Here is a 22,764-nt window from a genome sequence, read left to right as displayed (position 1 = left end):
AAACATGTACAACTGGATCGACGCACTCGCCGACCTGCAAACCCAGGGCGAACCCTGCGTGTTGGTGACCATCATCGAAGAGCTTGGCTCGACGCCGCGCAATGCCGGCTCGAAGATGGTCGTCAGCGCTACGCAGAGCTTCGACACCATTGGCGGCGGGCATCTGGAATACAAGGCGATGCAAGTCGCCCGGGAGATGCTCGCCAGCGGCAAACAGGACACCCATCTGGAGCGTTTCACCCTGGGCGCCAGCCTCGGCCAGTGCTGCGGCGGTGTAACCGTGTTGCTGTTCGAACCGATGGGTCAGGTCCAGGCACAGATCGCCGTGTTCGGTGCCGGCCATGTCGGTCGGGCGCTGGTACCGTTGCTCGCCAGCCTGCCCTGCCGGGTGCGCTGGATCGACTCGCGGGAGCAGGAGTTTCCCGAACAGATTCCCCATGGCGTGAGCAAGATCGTCAGCGAAGAGCCGGTGGATGAAGTTGATAACCTGCCCGCCGGCAGTTACTGCATCGTCATGACCCACAACCACCAGCTCGATCTGGAATTGACCGCCGCGATCCTCAAGCGCAACGACTTCGCCTACTTCGGCCTGATCGGCTCGAAGACCAAACGGGTCAAGTTCGAACATCGCCTGCGTGACCGTGGCTTTGACAGCGCGCTGCTGCAACGCATGCGCTGCCCGATGGGCATCGGCGAAGTCAAGGGCAAGCTGCCTGTGGAAATCGCCATCTCCATCGCCGGCGAAATCATCGCCACCTATAACGCGAATTTCGGCCAGCACACCGCGAAAGCCGAACCCATTGCCAAGTTGCTGCCAGCCTCGCGCCGCAGCCAGGCCACACACTGAGAATTCCCATGCCTTTGACTCGCAAAGCCTACCGTGCCGCCATTCTGCACAGCATCGCCGACCCTGCCGTCGTGGGCATCGAAGCGTCCTATGAATATTTCGAAGATGGTTTGCTGGTCATCGATAACGGCCAGATCAGCGCCGTCGGCCACGCCTGCGAACTGCTCGCCAGTCTGCCGGCCGATATCGAAGTCACCCATTATCAGGATGCGCTGATCACGCCCGGCTTCATCGACACTCACATCCACTTGCCACAGACCGGCATGGTCGGTGCCTACGGTGAACAGCTGCTGGACTGGCTCAACACCTACACCTTCCCTTGCGAAAGCCAGTTCGCCGACAAGGCCCACGCCGAAGAAGTCGCGCAGATTTTCATCAAGGAGTTGCTACGCAACGGCACCACCACCGCACTGGTATTCGGCAGCGTGCATCCGCAATCGGTAACCTCGTTCTTCGAAGCCGCCGAGCAGCTGGACCTGCGGATGATCGCCGGCAAGGTGATGATGGACCGCAACGCGCCGGACTACCTGACCGACACCGCCGAATCCGGCTACCTCGAAAGCAAAGCGCTGATCGAACGCTGGCACGGCAAGGGTCGTCTGCACTACGCGGTGACCCCGCGTTTCGCGCCGACCAGCACCCCGGAACAACTGACCTTGGCCGGGCAATTGCTCAGCGAATACCCCGACCTGTACATGCAGACCCACATCAGCGAAAACCTGCAGGAAGTCGAATGGGTCAAGGAACTGTTCCCGGAGCGCAGCGGTTATCTGGACGTGTATGACCACTACAAACTGCTGGGCGAACGCTCGGTATTCGCCCACGGCGTGCATCTGTGCGACGACGAGTGCGCGCGTCTGGCTGAAGCCGGTTCGGCAATCGCCTTCTGCCCGACCTCGAACTTCTTCCTCGGCAGCGGCCTGTTCAACCTGCCGATGGCCGAGAAGCACAATTTGAATGTCGGACTAGGGACGGATGTCGGCGGCGGTACCAGTTTCTCGCTGCTGCAAACCCTGAACGAAGCGTACAAGGTCATGCAACTCCAAGGTGCGCGCCTGAGCCCGTTCAAATCGCTGTACCTGGCCACCCTCGGCGGCGCCCGGGCACTGCGTCTGGAAGACAAGATCGGCACGCTGCAACCGGGCACCGACGCGGACTTCCTGGTGCTCGACTACAACGCCACGCCACTGCTCAGCTATCGCCTGAAACAGGCCAATAACATCGCCGAAAGGTTGTTTGTATTGATGACGCTGGGAGATGACCGGACCGTGTTGCAGACCTATGCGGCGGGGAATCTGGTGCATCAGCGCTAAGCCCGGAAAGCAAAATCCCCCGTCGCCCATGAGATAGAGGCTGCGGGGGATTTTTTTGTGTCTGTCGGAATGCCTTCGCGGGCAAGCCCGCGCCCACAAAGACTGTGCGGTCTCCTGTGGGAGCGGGCTTGCCCGCGAAGGGTGCAGCGCGGTGAATCTGATTCACCGCTCGCAAATCAAATCTTCGCCGCTGAACGCCCCGGCTTCTTGGTCTGCAACAGATGCGAGAACACCGCGTGCAAATCGTCCGAGGCGCTTTCTTCGTCGAGGTTGAGTTTGCTGTCGATGTGATCCATGTGATGCATCATCAGGTTCACCGCCAGATCAGCATCGCGCGCTTCGATGGCATCGATCAACTGAGTGTGTTCATCGTAGGAACAGTGCGAGCGGTTGCCGCTTTCGTACTGGGCGATGATCAATGAAGTCTGGGACACCAGGCTGCGCTGGAAGCTGATCAGCGGCGCATTCTTCGCCGCTTCAGCCAGCTTCAAGTGGAACTCGCCCGACAACCGGATGCCCGCGCCACGATCGCCACGGGAGAAGCTGTCGCGCTCATCGCTGACCATCTGCCTGAGTTCCGCAAGCTCCTCGGCCGTCGCATGCTGCACCGCCAATTCGGTAATCGCCCGCTCAACCAGACGCCGCGCCATGAACACCTGACGGGCTTCCTCGACGCTCGGGCTGGCGACCACCGCACCACGATTGGGTCGCAGCAACACCACACCTTCATGAGCCAGACGCGACAAGGCGCGACGGATGATGGTGCGACTGACCCCGAAAATTTCCCCCAGCGCTTCTTCGCTCAACTTGGTGCCGGGCGCCAGACGCTGTTCGAGGATGGCCTCGAAGATATGCGCGTAGACAATATCGTCTTGGGTTCCGCTGCGGCCGGCCTTGCCTGCTCGCGGTTGTTTCTTGAGGGGCTGCAACTGTTCGTTCATGGGCGCTCGAGTGAGGAAAACTGCGACGAATTAACCGTGACTGTAATACGACTCAGCAGGTCGCGGGCAAGTATCGCGTAAAACACATGGCACATTGTACACAACCGGCTGTGCTAACACGACTGTACGGCTGTTTGTCGCCATGTCTGTATTGCAATGATCAGATACGTTTGAGTTTAGGCTTGAATATGTGGCGAGCGAGCTTGCTCGCGCTCGGCCGCGCAGCGGTCGTAATCCGGCTGACGCGATTTACCAGAACAACCGCGCTTGCTGATTTCGGGACTGCTGCGCAGTCCAGCGCGAGCAAGCTCGCTCGCCACAGTGAGATTGTCCAGTTCAACCATTCCAGCTCCAAAAACAAGGAACACCGCTCCATGACCGACGCCACGCAAGCGCAGTTACGCCCACTGGCCGATACTTCACCATCAGCCATCGTCGCTGGCTTCATCGCAATGATGACCGGCTACACCAGCTCGCTGGTGCTGATGTTTCAGGCCGGTCAGGCGGCAGGGCTGACCACCGGGCAGATCTCGTCGTGGATCTGGGCGATTTCGATCGGCATGGCGGTGTGCAGCATCGGTCTGTCCCTGCGCTATCGCACGCCCATCACCATCGCCTGGTCGACCCCGGGCGCGGCGCTGCTGATCACCAGTCTGGGCGGTGTCTCCTACGGCGAAGCCATTGGCGCCTATATAACCTGTGCGATCCTGGTAACCATCTGCGGGCTGACCGGCAGTTTCGAACGCCTGGTCAAGCGTATTCCCGCCTCGCTGGCCGCTGCGTTGCTGGCCGGGATTCTGTTCAAGATCGGCAGCGAAATCTTCGTCGCCGCGCAACACCGCACGGCACTGGTGTTGGGGATGTTCTTCACTTACCTGATCATCAAGCGCCTGTCGCCCCGCTATGCGGTGCTTGCAGCATTGCTGATCGGTACCGCGCTCTCCGGCCTGATGGGGCTGCTGGACTTCAGCGGCTTCAGCCTTGAGGTCGCCACGCCGATCTGGACCACGCCGCACTTCTCCCTGGCCGCGACCATCAGCATCGGCATTCCGCTGTTTGTCGTGGCGATGACCTCGCAGAACATGCCCGGCATCGCCGTGTTGCGCGCCGATGGCTACAAGGTGCCCGCGTCGCCATTGATCACTACCACCGGTATCGCCTCGCTGTTATTGGCTCCGTTTGGCTCCCACGGCATCAACCTTGCCGCGATCAGCGCCGCCATCTGCACCGGGCCGCATGCCCATGAGGATCGTAACAAGCGTTACACCGCCGCGGTCTGGTGCGGGGTTTTCTACGGGATTGCCGGGGTCTTCGGCGCAACGCTGGCCGCACTGTTCGCCGCGTTGCCGAAAGAACTGGTGCTGTCGATTGCCGCACTGGCGCTGTTCGGCTCGATCATCAATGGCCTGAGCATCGCCATGTACGAAGTGAAAGAACGCGAGGCTGCGCTGATCACCTTCATGGTTACCGCATCGGGGCTGACGCTGTTTTCGATCGGTTCGGCGTTCTGGGGGATTGTGGCGGGGGTGTTGACGCTGGTGATTCTGAATTGGCGCAAGGCTTGAGTTTTTCTGAATCTGAAAACCATTCGCGGGCAAGCCCGCTCCCACAGGGTATGAGTCGACCACCCTATTGGGGATTGACACCTATCCTGTGGGAGCGGGCTTGCCCGCGAAGGCGAAATGACAGGCAAATACATATCTATCCCTTTGCATCACCCACACAAAATCCCGGGAAACAGACCCGAGGCACACAAATCAGAAAGGGAAAAATCGAAAAGCCGCGTAAGAGCAGCATCGAACCAGCGGCCCGGGCGGGCCGCTGGTTCATGACATCAGGCTACCGGATTGATTGGCTTTTCCGGGTACCAGACGTCCAGCAGCGGGCTGACTTCAACGCTAGTCAGCTCGGTGCGGGCTTTGAGCCAGGCTTCAACCTGGGCGCGCTGCTCTTCGCTGACCGAACCACGTTTGATCAGGCAAACCAGACCGAAGTCATCGCCGCCAACGTAGCCGAGGCCATTGGCCTCCATTGCTTCTGCCAGGAACTCGTTGAGGAAAGCGTCAATAGCCTCATCAGCCAAATCTTCTTTGAAATCCAGGTTCAGCTCGAAACCCAGCTCCTTGGTTTGACTATTTAGCGTCTACTGTCATTCTTAAGTAGAGCCTGCTATGACGGGCGTCAAATAAATAAGGGATCTTATTAAAAAAATGACAATTGTCAAAAATCCCTATGCCATTCTCCACCACCCTTTCAAGGCAATCGACCCTGAGGTCGGCACCGTCATTAGGCGCGCAGCCCAGCGCCTTGCGGATGCAAAGAGCCTCAGATACTACGGCATAGAGGTACCACTTAAGCTTCTTGAGTGTTACTGCGACATAACGGGTCAGCGGATCACCCTCCAGACACTTATGACGCAAAAAATTGATCAGATACTTTGGGGGTTCGCCGCAGCAATGACGGGGAATGTCCTGATAAAATCGTCCGAATCCATGGTTAGTAAACACACAAGACGCCTCTTCCTTTCGTTTACCGAGGCTAAGAATGAGCTGCCCAACCTCTATCCGATAACTTGGAATACCGAGCGCTACGCCAGCCAAGCATCTACAGTTTTACCTATCGCCAGCGAGCACCAGCAAGTGTACTGGTCGGGATGGCCTGTAATGAATTCAAGAGGTTCATTCTATTTACGTATCGCACAGATTGTTCATTCGCATGGTCCGGATTTCGCCGCCCGCATTTATAAAGAGGTGAAAAGATACTATACGCAGGGAGAGATATCCGTTCTCTCTCTATGGAACTTCATGTTCGACTATCTCGCCCTGAACAGTGATAAATGGCCGGAAAAATTCTTCCGCACTGAGCAAGGCGTAAAGCGTTTTATGCATGAATACACCCTTCACCATTTCGAAGGGGCCATGGAATCGGGGAAGGATGGCAAAGCACAAATCAAGAGGTGGGGACGATTCATCAACGCCCTCGAAAAATGCTTATGCGAGACTAACGTATGGGCGTCTTTGACATCGCCAATAAAGAGACCCCCACCAAACACTAAATACGGATGGGAAACCAAAATCAAAGAAATGGAAGATGGACTTCTCGTTCAAGAGAAACTCTTAACGACCATCCCATTGAATGTTTCTGACGCAGAAGCGATGGAGCTGTTATTCTTTCATATAAAACATGACCTCTCCATAGTACGCAAATGGGCAAAATTCCAAGCCATTGATCTCAAACTCCGTCAACAGCGCCGAACAGAATTAGCGAAACAAGGTTCTCCTATAACCGTGCAAGTCAGACGTGGCGAAATGTCGATTTATTCCCTCGCTGATATTTGCGCCACCTTGGAATCAGCCGAATCTAAAATACCCACGCCGTATCTTTGTAAAGTCTACAGCCAACTCACTGGTGAAGATTGTGATACAAGAAAGCTTGCGACCACTTTCGGCTTCCCGACTGCCAAAGCTCTTTTCGCACATCAATGCCTACTGGTTATGGAGCATCCAGAAATCACTACCGAATTTTTAAAGGAATTTGAGCTCTACAATAAATACGGCGCGATGACAGGATTCAACGAAGAACACAAAACTCTAACCGGTTATAAAAATCGTAAAAACCCTAATGCACGGGAACAAGTAATTAATCTCTCGGAGGAAGCCCTATCGGTAACTCAAGAAATCATTGACATCACAGAAATACTTCGCAATAAACTTCGTGCCGCAGGTGATGATAATTATCGATTTCTGTTTCTCACGTCAGGGAGTGCATTCTTCCCCATTTCTAAAGCTCCAGTAACAATTTGGAACGAAAGCAAATTTGCGAATACACTAATGCTGCGTGAAGAGCTTTTCGCGCAGTTTTCTCCGCATAGTGAGCTTCCTAAAGATAAGTTACTTGAATTTATAAAAAGAGTAAGACTCAGTCGTATTCGCACCTCCCGAGCCGTTGAGATTTACCTGGAAACTAAAGATGAAGAATCCATGTCGCGGGCGCTAGGCCATGAACATTTTTATCCCGATTTATTAAGCCACTACCTTCCCGAGCCTATTTTGGCCTTCATCAAGGCTCGATGGGTTCGTATTTTCCAGAAAGCCATTATTTGCAAGGCAATGGAAGACAGCCCAAATTTGCTGCGAGCTGCTACGTTCGCAAACATAGATGAGCTCGACAGCTTTTTAGAAAAATATAGCATCAAGTCTCTACCTTCCGAAGCAGTCGATCCTGAACGCAGACAGAACAAACCAATGCAAGGTAGTTCCGAAGCGGTAATTTCAGTCAGTGTGCCCTTTTTAGCCGCCCTGCTTTCATTAGAAGTCGCAGTAACTAGTGCACAAGACCGAGAGAAAATATGTGGCAGAGCTGAATACTGGTCAGCATTTGCCAGCAAAATAAAGCTTGAAATAGCTAATGGGCATGACCAACTTCTGAAGAAACATCTCGATAAAGCGCTGCAGCTCATCGAGCCGAGCAGAATGGAGGCTTTGATTTATGTCCCGTCGCATTGGATATGAATTTCTAGAGGAATTCGAGCTGATAGAAACGCAGCCATACACAACAGCGGAATGGCTCCTGAACGACTTTAATGATAGCGTATGGAAAATCAATTTTGAGTATAAAAAACCGATCAACCTGAATTGGGAAATTATCCTCGACAATGGCGAGCTTTTAACAGATCCTAAGCATTTCACTTTATGGGCCTCTTTACGACATTTGCTTATTATTGGTACAGCTGGGCCGAACGGACAATACATCAATTTATCCTGCGCGTCCCGCAAAATTAAATTTGCGTCCACAGCGAAGCTAATCGATTACCTTTTGCTCAATTCTGATACATATCAGTTACGCGAGTTTGGACTAGCTGGATTGAATTCGGACTGCATGAAATCAATACTCACCCAACTAGCCTCAGCACCTACAGCCGAAGACTCAATTTATTCTTGGCGTATTCGTGCGACCGTATATTGCAATCAATTGATATCAGAAATTACTGCCGAAGAAGTTGATTATTTCATTGCACGTACCCCCTCTATTGCCATCGTCAGCCAGGAGCAATTGGATGACTTAGACCTCGATATCAATATAGAGAATATTCCAAAGATGAGAGCCGCTCTGAAAAAGGCGGGAATGTATAATGGAAGCAATTCATCCGGATATCACGTCTGCAGCAAGCGGCTATCACAGCAGATTTATTCTCAAACACTACGAGGAAAACAGACCTCAAAAAGCCGGCTCGAGATTTTCAGTTATTTCCCCTCCCCCTTGCCCTACAAGAGAGAGTTCCCCAAAATCAAGGTGAGGGCAGGAGAATCGGAGCTCCTGCAGGATGACGCTTATTTAGTATACCGCAATGCGTTAGTCCACAGTAGAGCCCTAGCATACCTGAACCTATCTGCCCCCTCAGCAGAAGACATCAACATAATTTCGAACTTTGTTCCTCCGGTCGGTGAAGCAGCGCGATTCAAAAGCGTTCCTTCCGATGTATTAATGAAGCTCTTTGAACAAAGTTTGGATTTTTACTTCGAGCACGCCCGTTCTATTCTGGAGGGGCTTGTTCGTGTCGCTCGTTACTGCCACAATCATCAGTGCATGCTTTCTGACATAAACAATAGCCTACTGGGCCGCATTATAGGAGAAGACCTACGTAAGTTAGGTGTAAAGCAATTGGGATTTTCCTGCAGACAAAAAAACATTTCTGTTAAAACCCGCCGAAAAGGGCACAAAGATCTGTATTACCAAAAACTACGAGCAAACCATGGTTTGCTTGAGCTGGTAAACGTGTGCATAGGCGTCATTCAGTTTATAGTCGGTGTAATAATGGCGCGGCGAGTCGACGAGCTTGTCACCCTTAGTGCCGAGAACTGCTTGGATGAGACCAGATCTTGGTTGATCTTCCACCTTGCAAAATCGACTCGTCGGGCACGTGGTATGCGTCAAAAAGAAGCTCGCCCGATTGATGCAGTTGCGGTGGAAATGATCGAAGATCTATGTGATTTTCAACAACGTTTGAGATGCTTCAATTTCATCAACAAAAAAGGGACGCTTTTCGCCAGTCCCTCACTACTTGGATTCAAAGAGCTATTTGGCGGGAGTGCGCACCTCTACAACCGCAACCTCGACTTACTTTGCGACTATTTTGAAACAAACGTGACAGAAGCCGGTGAGCGGTACTATATCCGTCAACACCAACTCAGACGATTCTTCGCCATTGTGTTTTTTTATACGAAAGGCTTCGGAGAACTAGACACGTTGAGATGGATGTTAGGTCATACAGACGTTGAGCACATTTGGAACTATCTTACAGAATGCTTGGGCCCAAAAGACATTCGTGGTGCGGGAATACGCTACATCACTGATCTCGTCAAACGCGATCGGCTTGAAAACTATAAAGACCTTCAAGAACTGCTTTTCGCCGAGTTTGGCACCAAAACACTCAGCATGGTGGATGAGGCAAAAATCGAGAATTACCTTGAAGCTATGATGGAGGAAGGTAAAGTTCGAGTGGAACCTCATTTTTTCCGGGACGAGAATGGCAAGGCCATGCGAATTCTCTTCATTGTAAGCTAAGGAAAACCAAATGAATGTCCTATCCAAACAAGAACGAATTGAACAATCGATTTGCTCAATCTTCATTTTATTGAAGGAAATACAAATCAACCCTGAGGCATTTTCTGAAAATGAGGCGATCACTAAAGCATTACGCAATCAGAGCAACCTATGCAAACTAAACTTTAGCTTTACTTCAGCTGAACTGAAATATCATATATCCCCATTAAGCTTAAATACAATTAAACAAAAGCTACATAATTCAGATAAATTTGAAAACTTTGACCAATTGAATAGACTGCGGCTTCTTGCAATCGACTCTCTGGCTAACCATGGGTCAAAACAAAACCAGGTAAAAAAGCGAAATAAATCTGGGCTGGAAGATATCATTAAAGAGCTGAAGGCTTCCATCGAAAGCCTACACGCAATCAACATGGTGCTCCTCCAGGCTCTTGCTACGAACATTAATGATCTTAAAACAATTAAAGATACGCCAAATACTGGGCTTAGACAGAAGCGCATCGACGATGCGCTGCAGCGCATTACATTGATACTCTCTCTTAATCCGACACCGTTCGATGATCCTGTTTTAGCATTTTCCCGAAAACATCTACGATTGGTCACCAATGAATAACAACGCCCGTTGCATAACTGCCTATCCAAAAAAGGGACAGCTCTTTGTACCCATAAAAAAAATGAAGCTGTATGACTATATTTCAAAAGGCAAGCTGATGACAAAAAGTGGCGACAACATGCCATTTATCACCTGGCCTAGCAAACAACCATGCTTGCCAGCAAACCTTTACATGCTGCACCTCCGTGAAGGATCAGGCCGCAAAGGTGAAGGCCCATCTCGTCTAGGCAGCAAATGTGGCACATTTGGTGAGTATGCAACCAAAATTAGCCACCTCATAAGGTTTTGCTACTACAACCGTCTAAATTTCACTGAGCTATCAGATGACCACTTCTATGAATTCATAGAGGGACTTCGATCGGAAAAACGGAAAAACTCAGTTAAACAGAATGCGAGGACAGAAAGAACCATCACCAGCATAGGTCGACGGTGTCTCATGTTTCTTGCATATGTAGGTCACTTACATCAAAAACGAAACTTTGTCGCGGTCGGCGGGACGATTTCTATTACACTCATTGAATCAACTTATTCACTCAATGGGAAGGCGGTCAAACGAACGTCGATCCACCATCGCTCTTTCAGAACTGCAAGCGCGCGTAAAACGCGTCGGCCTATTACAGAAAGTAATGTCGAAAAATTGCGCGCTGCGGTAGACGAGATGTCCACATCGGAATTCCTGAGAGATCGCCGTCAACTTATGCTTTCCCTTTTCGAGGAAACCGGTGCCCGACGTGGCGAGATCAATTTGATAAGAGTCAGTGAAATATTCGCTACTGTAGCGATGGATCGCCCTGAATTGCAAATTACCACCTTAAAAAAAGGAGAGCATGTGACCCGCACGATTCCTCTTAGCGCGATGTTAATTGAGCAATTACTAAAGCATATCCGCCTGTATAGGCGAGACATCATCAAAGCAACATTACATCAAGATCACGGTTTTCTTTTTGTATCTGAACGTGGTGGGCACGCACTAGTAACCGATACTTTAACTACTGAATTTTCTATGATTAGAAAGCATGCCGGCATTGAGGAACAGGCATGCGCGCATATGTTTCGCCATGCATTCTGCACCCACATCGTCGCTTCTCTTATAGCAGAACTTCAGGCTGAAAGCCCTGCCTCTTTCCGGCAGACAATACTAACCAATAAAATGGTTGCAGAACGCGGAATGGCTTTGACAGGCCATGCAACGCTGGAAAGTCTACTTATTTATGTTGATGATGCCTTCCGACATAGATCCAAATTTTCCAGAGTCATTAACAATATCCACAGCCAGTTAGCTTATGAGACTTATGAGAAAAGAAGAAAACTAATGATCCAGCAACATAAAAACAAAGGGCGGATGCAGGAGCTGAGTGCAACACGGTTATTGAATTGAAGCCGGGGCATCATGCCGCATAGCCATGGCCTCTTGCATCACTTGGCCCATCACTTCGATTGGACATTTGAAATCGAAACGCTTACGTGGGCGCATGTTCAGTTGCAGCGCTATGGCATCGAGCTCTTCCTGGCTGTGGACTGACAAGTCAGTCCCCTTGGGCAAGTACTGGCGGATCAGCCCGTTGATATTTTCGTTGCTGCCGCGCTGCCAAGGGCTGTGCGGGTCACAGAAATAGATGGCCACACCGGTCTTCTGGGTAATTTCGACGTGCCGCGCCATCTCCCGGCCCTGGTCGTAGGTCATGCTTTTACGCATCGCCAGCGGCATGCGATTGAGCGCCGCACTGAAGCCCTCCATCGCAGAGGTCGCCGTCGCATCATTCATTTTCACCAGCATCAAGTAACCACTGGTACGTTCCACCAGGGTGCCTACAGACGAGGCGTTGGCTTTGCCCTTGATCAGATCGCCTTCCCAATGTCCCGGCATCAACCGGTCTTCAATCTCGGGTGGGCGCACGTGAATGCTGACCATTTCGGGGATCTGGCCTCGCCGATCCACTCCACCAGAGCGAGGCCTACGGGCCGTTTTGCCTTGGCGCAGGCAGATGATCAGCTCCTTGCGAAGCTCACCGACCGGCAGGGCGTAGATCGCGGTGTAGATCGTCTCGCGGCAGACGTAGGCTTCTTTGAGGCTGGGTATGTTCATGCTGCGTAGCTTGCCGGCAATTTGCTCGGGAGACAAACGCTCACGCAGCATATGAGTCACTAACTCGAAACGTTCGCTGCCCGGCAGCAGCTTACGTTTGGGTCGACAGCTGCGGCGGCGAACCTGCATGTAGTGCTGGGCAGCACGTACCGAATAGCGGCCACAGGCTTCTCGGTTGCGGCGCAGCTCCCGGCTTACCGTCGAGGGCGCTCGGTTGATCAAACGGGCGATCCTTCGCTGACTAAAGCCTTGGGCTTGGCCGAGCTGGATGGTGACGCGTTCTTCGACGCTGAGTTCGTTATAGGACATAGGGGCAACACCGTACCGGAAAGGTCAGGTGTTGCACTCAGTTTTTGCGGCCGCCCTTCAAAGTTGCAGAGGCTCAGCACTATTCACAAACATCTGGGCGGTGGTAATACAGCACTTTTCGGCTCTTTTAGAGCTGAAGGCCTTATGGTCGAGCGCCCACTCCAGCCAGAAGCCATCAATTAGCGCGGTAATGGTCAACGCCGCACCTTTGGCATCTATTTGCGTGCCATTTTCCTTGGCAATAGCATTGAAAACCGACTCCAGTTCCTTGCGGTAATCGGCGTAGAGCTTTTTATTCAGCGCGCGCAGTTGCTCTGACGACACAGCCGCGCCCCAGAAGCCCAGCCAGGTGGTGAGGATGAATTCGTTGAAAATCTGTCCGCGAAACGACGAGCGAATGATCGCCAACAGCCGGTCCTCGGGCGAGCCACCCTGGACTTCCATGTACTTGCGGGTTTCTTCGCGTAGCTGGTCGGTCAACCCCTGGTAGGTCGACAGCATCAACTCTTCCTTGCTGGAAAAGTGGTGACCGATCAGCCCGATGGACACCCCGGCTTGCGCACAGATTCGCTCAAGAGTGCTACCGCTGTGGCCATAGCGGGTGATGCATTGCATCGTGGCCTCGATAATGGCCTTGCGGCGCATCTCGGGTTCGATGCGTGTCCGACGTTTCTTGAGTTCTACCACTTCAGACTCACTGCTCATACATCAACCTGTGCATTACGGGACATTAATCAACTCTCCAAAACAGCGGATACATCATCATACGCCAGCGAGAATCAGGACAATCTGCTCTGGCTTACCCGTGTGCAGATCAAGATGAAGCCTTGCTTTGAGACGAACCTGGATGGGCGAGGCGGTTTTATGTCGCAACTCGACCACCTGCTGATATACCTCCAGTGGCGTGGCCAGAATGGACTCCAGCAGCGTGGCACCAGTTTGTAACAGCGTAGCCATGCTCAACGCGGCCAAGTCGTCCGGCTCATAGCCGCTTAAACGGGTAAAGGCCTGATTAACCGTGAGCCAATGCCCTTTGAGGTCGACGAAAGCCATGGCGTCGTTCGCCAGCTCGAAAACCGTGCGCAGCCGCTCTTCGCTTTTGCGCATCGCTTCTTCCGCCGCCTTGCGGGCCGTGGTGTCCATGCTGATACCGATCATTTTCAGCGCCCGACCGGCATCGTCCAGCAACGGCGTTGCCCGGGACGAAATCCAGCGCACCTCCCCTTCCGGTGTCACCATGCGAAAGTCGGTATCGCAGGGCTGCCCGCTGCTGATCGAGCTATTGAACACCTCCTGCAAGGCCGGGACTTCGTCCAGTGGGATATGGCTCCAGAAGTCCTCGTTACGCTTGACAGGCCAGCCATATACTTTCTCGACGTTGCTGGAATAGGTGACCTCGTCGGTCAGCAGGTTCCACTCCCAGGTCACGATTCGCGCGTTTTCCTGGGCCAGTTTCATGCGTGCTTCACTTTCCATGATTTGCGCGGTGTGCTTGCGCCTCAAATCGGTCATGGGCAGTGATTGCGGCGTGCTGTTTTGCGCGTCTTGCTGGGCCTGCTCGCCATAGCGCAGCCAGATCCAGTTGACGTTCAGCAATCCGGACAATTTGCGCAGGTTGTCGTAATCAATTTCACCCCCACGGGTCCATTTATGGACAGCGGTACGCGACACACCGAGCGTTACCGCGACGGCTTGCAGCGTTAACTTCTTGTGTTCCAGAAGCTCCTTGAGGCGAAACGCGAAACTGTCTTCACTCATCGAGCTATCCTAAAAATCCATTCCCTAGCGCCCCTCTGACATGTGTAGCAAGGCCAGGGCTTAAACGAGGCGTCAATTTAGCAATTTTTTGCCGGCCGAGTGGCAGGAAATCAGAAGGAGTGAAGTTTGTAAGGCGGCACAAGCTCGGTGGCGAAGAACAAAGGCACAGGTTCAGCGTAAACTCACCGCCCGTTGCAGGCGGTGAGTGGTTTGACATAGGTATCAGTTGGCTTGCAAGCCGCTTTCCAGGTCCTTGTCCAGATGATCAATCTGCGAAAGCTCTTCCTGGATATTCTGCGACCGGCACAGCCACCAGTAAACCACCGCAGACACCACCAGACCGACCAGCATGCTGACGTCGGCACCATCGAGCAGCGTGGTGACGTAACCGGTGTACAGGCCGGTGCTGGAGAACGGCAACATGGCAACGAACCCTGCAATGTAAGCGCCGATACCGCGCCAGTTCCAGCGCCCATAGATGCCGTTGGGCTTGAAGATCTCGGTAATCGAGAACTTGCCGTGGCGCACCTTGTAGAAGTCCACCAGGTTGATCGCCGTCCATGGGGTGAACAGGTACAGAAGGATCGCCAGGAAATCGCCGAAATCCTTGACGAAGTTGTCCGAGGCCGTCATCGCAATAGCAATCGCGGTGCCACCCACCAGCAGCATCGAGACAATGCGCTTGAGCAATGTCGAGGTCTGGCTTTTTATCGTGTCGGCAATGCTTAGCAGGGTGATGGATGCGCCGTAGAAGTTCTGCGCGGCGCTGGTCACCAGGCTGAGTACCGCGAGGATCAACAGAAACTCACCGAAGCCACTAAACAGCAGGTTACCCAGCATCACCAACCCCTTGGCCAGGTTCTGACCCGGGCTCAGCGCCGCGGCAAGGGCACCGATCAACATCATCCAGACGCCACCGATCATCGCGCCCAAGTAGGTCCACCAGAACGACGACTTTACACTGACATTGGCCGGCAGATAACGCGAATAGTCGGAGACATAAATTGCCCAGCTCAGTTGATACGCGGCGGCGACAAAAAATTGCGCCAGGAACGGCGTCGCCTTGAAACCGGAAACGGTCAGTTGCTCGGCAGGCAGTTTGACGAAAAAAAACAGCCCGACGGTGAACACCAACATCACCGCAATCAGCACGAACGCGAGGAACCGTTGCACTTTGTGGAAGGTGTTGTAGCCGGCAATCGCCATAATAATGGCCAACAATGAGAAGGCGATCGCCGAGCCGTGTTCCGGCGCGTCGAACAACTCATGCAGGGTTTGCCCAACCAGCAATTGGTTGAAGGCGTTGTAGCCGACGTAGGTGGCAATCGCCACCACATACACCAGTAACGCTCCCAGATAACCGAACTGCGGCCGTGATTGGATGAGCTGTGGGAGCCCCATTTGCGGGCCTTGGGTCGAGTGACCGGCCATGAATAGGGTACCAAATGCGCACCCCAGGAAGATCGCAATGGCCGACCAAAACAGATTAGCCCCCATACCAATGCCAATGATGCCGACCGCCAGAGTGGTCAGGTGCGCTTCCCCGCAAAACCAAATAGGCCACAAGTGCCAGGCTTTGCCGTGGCGCTCGGCGAGAGGGACGTAATCGACGGAGCGTGTTTCAAGATTCAGGCGTCCTTTGGACGCCGTTTGGCTAGAGGCAGACATCTCAGTTGCACCTTTTTTTATTGGTTTGGTTGCACGGCAAAGCTTTGAAACGTCGGATCACGCCATCAGTCGCGGGCGTGATCGATGGCCTGGGCCAGCAGGGCCTCGAGTTGCTCGAGGGAACTGTTCCGAGGGTTGGTCAAACGCGCGGGATCGCCCATAGACTTGCGGGCCACTGCGCCGATATCCGCGCGCTTGACGCCCAATGCGGACAGGGACTTTGGAATGTTCAGGTGATCGAGCTTGGCGCATACGGCGCTGTAGAAAGTCTCGAAGCTGGCGTCCGGCAGGTCCAGCGCCTGGGCCACGGGTTTGAGCCGAGGGGTGATGTCAGCCTGGTTGAAACGTAACACCACCGGCAGAATGATCGCGTTGGTCAGACCGTGGTGGGTGTTGTAGGTCGCACCGACCATATGGCTCAGCGCGTGCACCAGTCCCAGACCTTTGAGAAAGGCGACTCCAGCCAAGCACGAGCCAATCAGCATCTTGCCCCGGGCTTCGAGGTCTTGCCCGTGATGGACGGCGGTGTCGATTGAGGTCCAGAGCAGGCTCAGGGCCTGTAAGGCCGCGCCGTCACTGAGCGGGTTAAAGCTGGGTACGAAGTAGGCTTCCAGGGCATGGATGATCGCATCGCAACCGGTCCAGGCCGTCAGGTTGGCGGGAAGGCTCTGTGTCAATTCAGGGTCGAGAATCACCGCCGACGGCCGGGCACGGGGATGCCACACGCAGCCCTTGATGCCACGTCGGGTGTCGGTGAGCATCGCGGTGCTTTCGGTTTCGGCGCCGGTACCGGCGGTGGTCGGGATGGTGATCACCGGCGGGAAATCCGCTGCGCTGAAACCACTCGGCACTGGTTTGTCGAAGTCGAATTCCCATAGGTCGCAACGCTGTTGCCGGGCAATCAAGGCCACGGCCTTGCCACCGTCCAGACCACTGCCGCCGCCCAGGGCAATGATTCCGTCGGCCTCCCACGCCTGATACGCCGCAGCACCGGCGATCACCGACGCGTCGGTCGGGTTGGGTTCGATGCCACCGTACAGGCCACAAGTCAGGCCGGCTTCGGACAAGGTCCGCTGCATCTCGCCGACGAAGGGCAGGTTCAACGAACCCTGGTCGGTGATGATGATCGGCCGGGAAATGTTGAATTCCCGGCAGAGTTCAGCCAACTGGTGGCGCACGCCCGGGCCGTATTCCATCGGCAATGGCACGGTCCATTTTTGCGGGTTCAACGCTGAAAGATTGTTTTCCACGGGATTCACCTTAACCGCAACGCATGATGGTTGATTTCAATTCGGTGTACTTGCTCAGGGCGTGAGCGGAGTTATCCCGACCATTGCCGGACTCCTTGAATCCGCCAAACGGGAAGTTCATGTCCACCAGTTCGTCATAGCAATTGACCCAGACCGTGCCGGCCTTTAACTGCCGGGTCGCGGTATGGATAGTCTTGAGGTCGGACGACCACACCGCAGCCGCCAGGCCATACTCGGTCTGGTTGGCGATGGCGATAGCTTCTTCCAAGGTGTCAAATGGAATGACCACCAGCACCGGGCCGAAAATTTCTTCGTTGGCGATGCGCGCCGATGAATCCTTGGCGAGAAAAATCGTCGGTTCCAAGTAAGCCCCCGACTCGACAGGTGACAGTGAGTTGCCGCCCTTGAGCAGTTGCGCTTCTTGCTTGCCGATTTCGATGTACTCGCAGACGCGTTCGAACTGCACCCCATCAATGATGGCGCCGGTGACGCTGTCAGGGTCCAACGGGTGCCCAGGCTGATAATCGTCGGTGGCGTCGAGTAACTCTTGGATCAGTTGGTCGGCAATCGAACGCTGCACCAGCAGCCGCGAGCCGGCACTGCAAACCTGGCCCATGTTGGCGAAAATCGCCGCGGCGGCTGAACGCGCGGCTTGCGCGATGTCTGGGCAGTCGGCCATGACGATATTCGCCGATTTGCCACCCAGCTCCAGCCAGACCCGCTTGAGGTTAGAGGCGGCGGCATTTTTGGCGATTTCCCGACCGACCTTGCCCGAACCGGTGAAGGCAATGCAGTCGACATCGCCGTGTAGGCTCAGATCGCGGCCGGTGGCGCCATCGCCGGTCACGACGTTGAATACTCCCGCAGGAATGCCCGCCTCCACCGCCAGACCGGCAATTCGCAAGGCACTGAGCGGGGTTTTTTCCGAGGGCTTGAGGACCACGCTGTTACCGGCGGCCAAGGCCGGGGAAAACTTCCACGCGGCCATCAGCAATGGGTAGTTCCAGGGCACTACAGCCGCCACAACACCCAAAGGTTGATGGGTGACGGTACCGAAAAACTGTGGATCAGTGGCCGGTACTTCGCCGTGCACCTTGTCGATCAGTTCGGCAAACCAGCGCAGGCAATAAATCGTGCCAGGAAGATCACCACCGGTGGTGTCTGCGATGGGTTTGCCGCTGTCCAGGGATTCCAGCAATGCCAGTTCGTCGGTGTGCGCTTCCAGCAAAGCCGCCCACTTCAACAACACGGCCTTGCGCTCGCGGGGAGCCAGACCGGACCAGACACCGACTTCAAAGCTGCGGCGTGCAGCCGCCACCGCTAGATCGACATCGGCGCTTGCACACAAGGCAACCGACGCCAGCGGCAGTGCATCAATCGGGCTGTATGAACAGAACGTCGCACGGCTGTGGGCGTCGACATAGACACCGCCAATAAACGCTCGACCTTCAATTCGTAGCGTTTTCGCTTTCTCGAGCCAATAGGCTCTGTCTTTCAGCTTTGTCACTGCAACACCTCGTTTTGTTCTTGTCAGGCTGAGGCAATGCTAGGCCATACTGAAAATAGTTTCAATAAAAACAAATACCATTACTGAAAAAATTTTCAATAAAAAGCCAGCAAATGCTGGCACAAAAATCCTTCAACAACGGCTTTTTTCAGAGATCCAGAACCAGCGACGCACCCCGTGCTCGAGACACGCAAATCATCATGGTTTTTTGCGCAGCCTTTTCCTCGTCACTGAGGTACTGATCCAGATGCTCGGCCTCGCCTTGGAGAATCTGCGTTTCACAGGTGCCACACACTCCCTCCCGGCATAGGCATTCAACGGTCGCCGCTTTGGCATTCTCGATGGCTTTGAGGATGCTCATGCCCTCCTCCACCCAAAGCTCACGTCCGGAACGCGCCAGGGTCACACTGAATGCTCCGTGACCGCTGCTGGATGCAGCGGCGAATTGCTCCCAGTGCACGCGGTTGTCCGCAACACCGAGTTGCCGTGCGGTGTCAATGACCGCATCGATCAGGGGCCGCGGACCACAAACATACAAATGCGCGGCGTCATCCAGCCCAGTTATCAGCGCCTTGATGTCGAGCGCTTTGCCTTCGCTGTCGATGTACAACCGCGTGCGCTCGGCATGGGGACTTGCCATCAAATCAGCGCTGAACGCCCCATGTTCTGGACTGCGAAATGCGTAGTGAAGCTCATAGTCCGCGGCACTCGCGCGCAACTCAGGCAACTGCGCCAGAAACGGTGTAATGCCGATCCCGCCGGCGATCAGCACATGGCGTTGCGCCCCGGGGTCAATGGCAAATAGGTTATTGGGCGTGGAGATGGTCAGCACACTGCCGACCTCGACCTGGCAGTGCATGAACGCCGAACCACCCTTGGATTTTTCTTCGAGCCTCACACCAATCTGATACTGCCGGGTATCCGCCGGATCACTCATCAACGAATAAGCGTTGCTGTACTGGCGTCCGTCGGCCTCTTGCATTTGCACAATGATATGGCTACCGCCGGTAAACACCGGCATTGCCAGCCCGTCTTCCCGCGCCAGGGTAAAACGCTTGATCAGCGGCGTCTCTTGCTCGACGCCCAGCACTTTTACTGCGAACAATTCATATTTGTTAACCATCACTTACCTCAATCGCCGACTGGAACCTGCTCAATGAACCGTGTTGACCCGGGCGCTAGATGGCCAGGCACAGGTATTTCATTTCCAGGTAATCCTCGATGCCATACTTCGAACCTTCGCGACCGAGTCCGGATTGCTTGACCCCACCAAAGGGCGCGACCTCATTGGACATCAGGCCGGTGTTGACCCCGACCATGCCGTACTCCAACTGCTCCGCCACGGCCCAAACCCGGCCGATATCGCGACTGTAGAAGTACGCCGCCAAGCCGTACGGCGTGTCGTTGGCCAGGCGGATCACCTCGTCGACACTGGAGAATCGCACCAGGGCCGCCACCGGGCCGAAGATTTCCTCCTCCAGCAATTGCATGCCGGCGACGACATTGCCCAGCACCGTCGGCGCGAAGTAGTTGCTACCCAGGTCCAGCGCCTCGGCGCCCAACAATAACTTGGCGCCTTTGGCCACCGCGTCATCCACCAGGTGCCGGACTTTGGCCACGGCTTTTTCACTGATCAGCGGACCGATCTGTGTCGTCGCCACGAGACCATGACCGACGCTCAGTTGCCGCACGCGCTCAACGAATCGCGTGGCAAACTGCTCATGCACCGACTCATGCACGTAGAACCGATTGACGCAGACGCAGGTCTGACCGGCATTACGGTACTTGGCAGCCACGGCACCCTCGACCGCCGCCTCGATATCGGCGTCCTCGAAGACAATGAACGGCGCATTGCCGCCCAACTCCAGCGAGACCTTTTTGATCGTGTTGGCGCATTGCGCCATCAACAGACGCCCAACCGGGGTTGACCCGGTAAAGCTGAGCTTGCGCACTTGGGGATGCTGGGTAAACGGCAGACCAATGGCTTGCGCATCGCCGGTGACAATATTCAAGACACCGGCCGGCACCCCCGCACGCTGGGCCAGCTCGGCCAGGGCCAACGCCGAATAAGGCGTTTCATTGGCCGGTTTGACCACGATGGTGCAGCCGGCCGCCAATGCCGGGGCGACCTTGCGGGTGATCATCGCCGCCGGAAAATTCCACGGCGTGATGGCGGCGCACACGCCGATCCCTTGCTTGATCACCAGCAAGCGTTTGTCGCTCGATGGGCTGGGAATCACGTCGCCGTAGATGCGCTTGCCTTCCTCGGCAAACCACTCGACAAAGGAAGCGGCGTAGCGGATTTCTCCCAACGATTCGTGCAGCGGCTTGCCCTGCTCCAGGGTCATCAGCCGGGCGAGGTCTTGCTCGTGCTCCAGAATCAAGTCGAACCAGCGCCGAAGAATCTGCGCACGCGCCTTGGCCGTCAGCGCACGCCAATCGGGCAGCGCCTGGTCTGCGGCCTCAATGGCGCGTACTGCCTCGGCACCGCCCATCAGCGGGACATGGCCGAGGCTGCGACCGTCTGCGGGGTCGGTAACCGCCAGGGTCTGGCCGTCATCAGCGTCGCACCAGCGTCCGGCGATGTAGGCTTGCTGGCGGAACAATTGCGGGTCGTTCAGGTTCATGTTGAACGCTCCAGATCAGTCCGTGTGGTGAGTACGGGCGATGATATTGTGGAAGTGAGCGATGCCGTGCTCACTTATGCCGCTGCGTGCTTTGTCGGTCATGATCCGTCCTTGACCACGATAGCCACGGGACTTCAAGCCGCGCTGCACGCTCTCCACCAGGCGCAGGTCTTCCGGGCGGAACACATCGCGATACCACTCGATCAGCTTTTGCTGTTCAGAGGTGATGTCCTTGTTCAGGAAGTAGATGTCGTAATGCTGAAGGGTGGTGTTGGCGTCCACCGGGAACTCGTAGATCACCGTCATGAAATTGCCGCCAGGTGGCATGTTGAACATGCTGCACGGCCAGACCCAATAGCCGGAATACTTGGCACCATCCCCCGACTCGTCGAACTTGAACGAATTCTCGGACGACTTGGCGCGGCCGAACTGCAACGACCAGTTTTCGAACAAGGAATGGCTGTACTGGCTGACGTCGACTGAAGCGGAAAAACCCGGGTGCGCCGGTGCGCAGTGGTAGCACTCTTGGTAGTTGTCGACGATGGACTTCCAGTTGGCGCCGGTGTCGCTGACAAACCGTGCGGCCAGGTGCAAGTCATCAATCACAGGGCAGGCCTCGCGCATGCTCGCCTCAAGACCCGGCAATTGCTCCTCTACCGTGCCGGCGTCGTTGTTCATGTTGACGAAAATAAACCCGGCATACTCCTCGACACGCAGTTGCACCAGGCTCGAGTTGTCCTTGTCGAAATCGGCGACGTTTTCGCAGTTGCGGGCGTGGGCCAGTTCGCCGTCGAGCTTGAACGCCCAAGCGTGATACGGACAGGTAATGACGTTCTTGGCCTTGCCGCTGCCGGTCAGCAACTGATGACCACGGTGCGGACAGACGTTGTAGAACGCCCGCAATACGCTGTCGCGGCCCCGCACGACGATGATGCTTTCACCGACGATATCGCGGGTGATGTAGGCGTTGCTCTCGGACACTTCGCTGCGATGGGCGATGCAGATCCAACTCTTGGCGAAGATCGCCTCTTTCTCATACTCGAACACCGCTGGCTGCGTGTAGTACGAGGCAGGAATGGTGTGAGCGTGTTCGACGTTGGCGCAAAAATCGGCAGGCAGTTTCAAGATGGTGGTCACGACTGATCCTCTCTCGAGCTATTATTGTTAACTACTGGTTTACACAAAACCTTTGGTTAACAAAATAATCTCGGAAAACCTGCTGAAAAGCAATCCCGGCAATCGATCATTTACTGAAAATTATTTCACTAGCGCTATTGAACT

General features: G+C 54.6%; 19 protein-coding genes. 7 read left to right on the top strand and 12 right to left on the bottom strand.

The genetic code is table 11. The features are described from left to right. Nucleotides 1-4 precede the first annotated feature (4 nt). Both xdhC and guaD read left to right on the top strand, forming a co-directional pair. Complete coding sequence (gene xdhC, locus AC3I0A_RS09715; protein WP_489377494.1) at nt 5-847, top strand: xanthine dehydrogenase accessory protein XdhC; 843 nt, start codon at nt 5-7, stop codon at nt 845-847. An 8-nt stretch (nt 848-855) separates the two neighbouring features. Continuing rightward, nucleotides 856-2,160: a guanine deaminase gene (guaD, locus tag AC3I0A_RS09710; RefSeq protein WP_489377492.1), complete on the top strand. Its 1,305-nt coding sequence runs from the start codon at nt 856-858 to the stop codon at nt 2,158-2,160. A 176-nt stretch (nt 2,161-2,336) separates the two neighbouring features. Here the strand turns inward: guaD and AC3I0A_RS09705 are convergent, their stop codons facing one another. Then, the gene (locus tag AC3I0A_RS09705; protein WP_489377491.1) at nt 2,337-3,101 is read right to left on the bottom strand and encodes a GntR family transcriptional regulator; all 765 of its coding nucleotides are present in this window, start codon (nt 3,099-3,101) and stop codon (nt 2,337-2,339) included. A 176-nt stretch (nt 3,102-3,277) separates the two neighbouring features. Then, nucleotides 3,278-3,445, bottom strand: coding sequence for a hypothetical protein (locus tag AC3I0A_RS09700; protein ID WP_489377490.1), 168 nt, complete (start codon nt 3,443-3,445; stop codon nt 3,278-3,280). A gap of 30 nt (nt 3,446-3,475) precedes the next feature. On the opposite strand from AC3I0A_RS09700, the gene AC3I0A_RS09695 reads away from it, so the two are divergent. After that, on the top strand, nt 3,476-4,666 hold the full coding sequence (locus AC3I0A_RS09695; protein WP_489377489.1) for a benzoate/H(+) symporter BenE family transporter: 1,191 nt from the start codon (nt 3,476-3,478) through the stop codon (nt 4,664-4,666). Between the two features lie 269 nt (nt 4,667-4,935). On the opposite strand, the gene AC3I0A_RS09690 is transcribed toward AC3I0A_RS09695, so the two are convergent. Next, complete coding sequence (locus tag AC3I0A_RS09690; RefSeq protein ID WP_489378462.1) at nt 4,936-5,220, bottom strand: 50S ribosome-binding protein YggL; 285 nt, start codon at nt 5,218-5,220, stop codon at nt 4,936-4,938. 91 nt (nt 5,221-5,311) lie between these two features. Here AC3I0A_RS09690 and AC3I0A_RS09685 point away from each other — a divergent pair, with 91 nt between their 5' ends. From AC3I0A_RS09685 to AC3I0A_RS09670, 4 genes are read left to right on the top strand one after another with little or no spacing between them, the layout of a single operon-like run. Next, entirely contained in the window at nt 5,312-7,612 is a 2,301-nt protein-coding gene (locus AC3I0A_RS09685; protein ID WP_489377488.1) for a hypothetical protein, read from the top strand. Next, complete coding sequence (locus AC3I0A_RS09680; RefSeq protein ID WP_489377486.1) at nt 7,590-9,665, top strand: integrase; 2,076 nt, start codon at nt 7,590-7,592, stop codon at nt 9,663-9,665. Before AC3I0A_RS09685 ends, AC3I0A_RS09680 begins: the two co-directional genes overlap by 23 nt. A gap of 10 nt (nt 9,666-9,675) precedes the next feature. Beyond that, complete coding sequence (locus tag AC3I0A_RS09675; protein ID WP_489377484.1) at nt 9,676-10,278, top strand: hypothetical protein; 603 nt, start codon at nt 9,676-9,678, stop codon at nt 10,276-10,278. After that, on the top strand, nt 10,271-11,656 hold the full coding sequence (locus tag AC3I0A_RS09670; protein WP_489377483.1) for a tyrosine-type recombinase/integrase: 1,386 nt from the start codon (nt 10,271-10,273) through the stop codon (nt 11,654-11,656). The genes AC3I0A_RS09675 and AC3I0A_RS09670 overlap by 8 nt, the downstream gene beginning before the upstream one ends. On the opposite strand, the gene AC3I0A_RS09665 is transcribed toward AC3I0A_RS09670, so the two are convergent. From AC3I0A_RS09665 to AC3I0A_RS09625, 9 genes are all read right to left on the bottom strand, one after another. Continuing rightward, nucleotides 11,645-12,673 carry an IS30 family transposase gene (locus AC3I0A_RS09665; protein ID WP_489372379.1) on the bottom strand — a complete coding sequence of 343 codons (1,029 nt, stop codon included), beginning with the start codon at nt 12,671-12,673 and terminating at the stop codon, nt 11,645-11,647. The two genes, AC3I0A_RS09670 and AC3I0A_RS09665, sit on opposite strands and share 12 nt — an antisense overlap. A gap of 57 nt (nt 12,674-12,730) precedes the next feature. Then, nucleotides 12,731-13,378, bottom strand: a complete 648-nt coding sequence (gene betI, locus AC3I0A_RS09660) for a transcriptional regulator BetI (RefSeq protein WP_489377481.1) — start codon at nt 13,376-13,378, stop codon at nt 12,731-12,733. Between the two features lie 57 nt (nt 13,379-13,435). Then, on the bottom strand, nt 13,436-14,431 hold the full coding sequence (locus AC3I0A_RS09655) for a PAS domain S-box protein (RefSeq protein ID WP_489377480.1): 996 nt from the start codon (nt 14,429-14,431) through the stop codon (nt 13,436-13,438). 222 nt (nt 14,432-14,653) lie between these two features. Further along, a complete protein-coding gene (locus AC3I0A_RS09650) occupies nt 14,654-16,099 on the bottom strand; it encodes a purine-cytosine permease family protein (protein ID WP_489377478.1) in 1,446 nt (481 codons plus the stop codon). Between the two features lie 65 nt (nt 16,100-16,164). After that, the gene (locus tag AC3I0A_RS09645) at nt 16,165-17,349 is read right to left on the bottom strand and encodes an iron-containing alcohol dehydrogenase (protein WP_489377477.1); all 1,185 of its coding nucleotides are present in this window, start codon (nt 17,347-17,349) and stop codon (nt 16,165-16,167) included. 10 nt (nt 17,350-17,359) lie between these two features. Beyond that, the gene (locus tag AC3I0A_RS09640; RefSeq protein WP_489377475.1) at nt 17,360-18,856 is read right to left on the bottom strand and encodes an aldehyde dehydrogenase family protein; all 1,497 of its coding nucleotides are present in this window, start codon (nt 18,854-18,856) and stop codon (nt 17,360-17,362) included. A 148-nt stretch (nt 18,857-19,004) separates the two neighbouring features. Then, nucleotides 19,005-19,979, bottom strand: coding sequence for a PDR/VanB family oxidoreductase (locus AC3I0A_RS09635; protein WP_489377474.1), 975 nt, complete (start codon nt 19,977-19,979; stop codon nt 19,005-19,007). Between the two features lie 55 nt (nt 19,980-20,034). Next, on the bottom strand, nt 20,035-21,483 hold the full coding sequence (locus AC3I0A_RS09630) for an NAD-dependent succinate-semialdehyde dehydrogenase (protein WP_489377472.1): 1,449 nt from the start codon (nt 21,481-21,483) through the stop codon (nt 20,035-20,037). Nucleotides 21,484-21,498: 15 nt separating this feature from the next. Further along, nucleotides 21,499-22,620 (bottom strand): aromatic ring-hydroxylating oxygenase subunit alpha, encoded by a 1,122-nt coding sequence (locus tag AC3I0A_RS09625; RefSeq protein WP_489377471.1) that lies wholly within the window; start codon nt 22,618-22,620, stop codon nt 21,499-21,501. Between the last annotated feature and the right edge of the window lie 144 nt (nt 22,621-22,764).

This window comes from Pseudomonas sp. KH_024_B2 (assembly GCF_057839965.1).
This window is presented reverse-complemented; position numbering and strand designations above follow the sequence as displayed.

Excerpts from the sequence above, each read along its gene's own strand:
- AC3I0A_RS09635 (WP_489377474.1), bottom strand. The coding sequence starts at position 19,979 with ATGGTTAACAAATATGAATTGTTCGCAGTAAAAGTGCTGGGCGTCGAG.
- betI (WP_489377481.1), bottom strand. The coding sequence starts at position 13,378 with ATGAGCAGTGAGTCTGAAGTGGTAGAACTCAAGAAACGTCGGACACGC.
- xdhC (WP_489377494.1), top strand. The coding sequence starts at position 5 with ATGTACAACTGGATCGACGCACTCGCCGACCTGCAAACCCAGGGCGAA.
- AC3I0A_RS09685 (WP_489377488.1), top strand. The coding sequence starts at position 5,312 with ATGACAATTGTCAAAAATCCCTATGCCATTCTCCACCACCCTTTCAAG.
- guaD (WP_489377492.1), top strand. The coding sequence starts at position 856 with ATGCCTTTGACTCGCAAAGCCTACCGTGCCGCCATTCTGCACAGCATC.
- AC3I0A_RS09630 (WP_489377472.1), bottom strand. The coding sequence starts at position 21,483 with ATGAACCTGAACGACCCGCAATTGTTCCGCCAGCAAGCCTACATCGCC.
- AC3I0A_RS09695 (WP_489377489.1), top strand. The coding sequence starts at position 3,476 with ATGACCGACGCCACGCAAGCGCAGTTACGCCCACTGGCCGATACTTCA.
- AC3I0A_RS09700 (WP_489377490.1), bottom strand. The coding sequence starts at position 3,445 with ATGGTTGAACTGGACAATCTCACTGTGGCGAGCGAGCTTGCTCGCGCT.
- AC3I0A_RS09675 (WP_489377484.1), top strand. The coding sequence starts at position 9,676 with ATGAATGTCCTATCCAAACAAGAACGAATTGAACAATCGATTTGCTCA.
- AC3I0A_RS09650 (WP_489377478.1), bottom strand. The coding sequence starts at position 16,099 with ATGTCTGCCTCTAGCCAAACGGCGTCCAAAGGACGCCTGAATCTTGAA.
- AC3I0A_RS09665 (WP_489372379.1), bottom strand. The coding sequence starts at position 12,673 with ATGTCCTATAACGAACTCAGCGTCGAAGAACGCGTCACCATCCAGCTC.
- AC3I0A_RS09670 (WP_489377483.1), top strand. The coding sequence starts at position 10,271 with ATGAATAACAACGCCCGTTGCATAACTGCCTATCCAAAAAAGGGACAG.
- AC3I0A_RS09680 (WP_489377486.1), top strand. The coding sequence starts at position 7,590 with ATGTCCCGTCGCATTGGATATGAATTTCTAGAGGAATTCGAGCTGATA.
- AC3I0A_RS09655 (WP_489377480.1), bottom strand. The coding sequence starts at position 14,431 with ATGAGTGAAGACAGTTTCGCGTTTCGCCTCAAGGAGCTTCTGGAACAC.
- AC3I0A_RS09705 (WP_489377491.1), bottom strand. The coding sequence starts at position 3,101 with ATGAACGAACAGTTGCAGCCCCTCAAGAAACAACCGCGAGCAGGCAAG.